General features: G+C 67.2%; 1 protein-coding gene. It reads left to right on the top strand.

Annotated elements, in window-relative coordinates; all coding sequences use genetic code 11:
• The first annotated feature begins 79 nt into the window (after window positions 1-79).
• The gene (locus DLJ49_RS21190) at window positions 80-1636 is read left to right on the top strand and encodes an ISL3 family transposase (RefSeq protein WP_115395479.1); all 1557 of its coding nucleotides are present in this window, start codon (window positions 80-82) and stop codon (window positions 1634-1636) included.
• Window positions 1637-1676: the final 40 nt, after the last annotated feature.

The raw sequence follows: 1676 nt of genomic DNA, 5'->3' as shown, positions 1-1676 counted from the left end.
GGGCTCTGACTCATTCTCGGTGCAACCAGTGGGGCAGCTTGGTACCTTTGTCGCAAGATGTTGCGATGGAGAGGTGCCCATGCCCGTGTCTCGGAAGACTGCCCGGTTATTGCCGTCTGGCCTCGTTGTTGATGCCGTGACGGTCGGACCGGATGAGCTGATCATTGCGGCCCATGCGCGTGGCCAAGGCTCTCAATGTCCGGAGTGCGGGCGTCTCTCCCGGCGGATCCATAGCTGGTATGACCGCTCTCTCTCGGATGTCCCCGCCCATGGTCGCCGTGTTCGGGTGCGCCTATCGGTGCGACGGTTTCGCTGCCCGCATCGGGAATGCCCGCGGAAGATCTTCGCCGAGCGCCCGGAGAACAGGATCACGCGGCCATACGCGCGCCGGACGACCCGGCTTCAGGAGTTGGTGCGCTGTATCGGCCTCGCCCTTGGCGGCCGGCCCGGGCAGGGCATGGCCCGGCGGCTTCTCTTCCCCGTCAGCAAGGACACACTCCTGCGGAGCGTGCGCGCGGAGGTCGACGTAGGCGAGGCCGTGGCGCCGCGGGTGATCGGCATCGACGACTGGGCGTGGAAGAAGGGCCACCGCTACGGGACGATCGTCTGCGACCTCGAGCGGCACCGCGTCGTCGACATCCTGCCTGATCGGGAGACCGGAACAGTGGAGGCATGGCTCGCCGAGCGGCCTGGCATAGAGATCGTGTCGCGCGATCGCGGGGGCGGTTACGCGTCGTCCGTCACCCGCGCGCTGCCGGACGCCAAGCAGGTCGCCGACCGATGGCATCTGCTCGAGAACGCCAGCCGTGCCTTCGTCGACGCCGTCAGGAAGAGCCTCGGCGACATCCGCAAGTTATTGGCGAAGAACGAGATATCACCCGATCTGCTGACGGCGGCCGAGCGCGTCCAGTACGAGGGTTACCTTCGTCGCGAGGAGACGAACGCTGCGGTGCAGGCGCTCGCTGCCGAGGGCGTCGCCATCAAGGCGATCGTCCGACGGACGGGCTGCAGCCGTCAGGTGGTTCGCCGTATCGTGCGGGGCGAGCGCGACGACGTCTTCCGCATCCGCCAGAGCTCGCTCGAGCGGTGGCTGCCCCGGCTGGACGCCGAATGGGCCGCCGGCTGCAGGAACGGCGCCGAACTCTGGCGACGCCTGCGCGCCGCAGGCTACCAGGGTAGCCTGCGGGTGGTGACGGAATGGGCGACGCGGCGGCGGCGGGCCGAGACCATGCCCGACGGCCGCCCCCGGAAATGCCCCTCCGCCCGCGCCATCGCGCGAACGATGACCCTGCGCCGGGATAACCTCTCGAGGGACGAGGCTCTTATAGTCGCACAGATCGAAGATGGCGTGCCGAGGCTGGCCGAAGCGGCTGCACTGGCCGGCGAGTTCCAGACCATGATCCGGAACCGAAAGCCCGACCTCCTCGATGCCTGGCTGCCGAAGGCGGAACAGAGCCTGCTGTCCTCGTTCGCGCGCGGTCTCATGGCCGACAGAGCCGCGGTCGTCGCCGCCATGGAAGAGCCCTGGTCCAACGGCCAGGCGGAAGGACAGATCAACCGCCTGAAAACCCTGAAGCGCCAAATGTACGGCCGCGCCAAACTCGACCTGCTCAAGGCGAGAATGATCGCAGCATGACGCAAGGTAACTGCACCAAGATTGAGTCAGAGCCCTTTTT

It is taken from the genome of Rhodovulum sp. 12E13 (genome assembly GCF_003340565.1).
GTDB lineage: Bacteria > Pseudomonadota > Alphaproteobacteria > Rhodobacterales > Rhodobacteraceae > HLUCCA09.
This window is presented reverse-complemented; position numbering and strand designations above follow the sequence as displayed.

Excerpts from the sequence above, each read along its gene's own strand:
- DLJ49_RS21190 (WP_115395479.1), top strand. The coding sequence starts at position 80 with ATGCCCGTGTCTCGGAAGACTGCCCGGTTATTGCCGTCTGGCCTCGTT.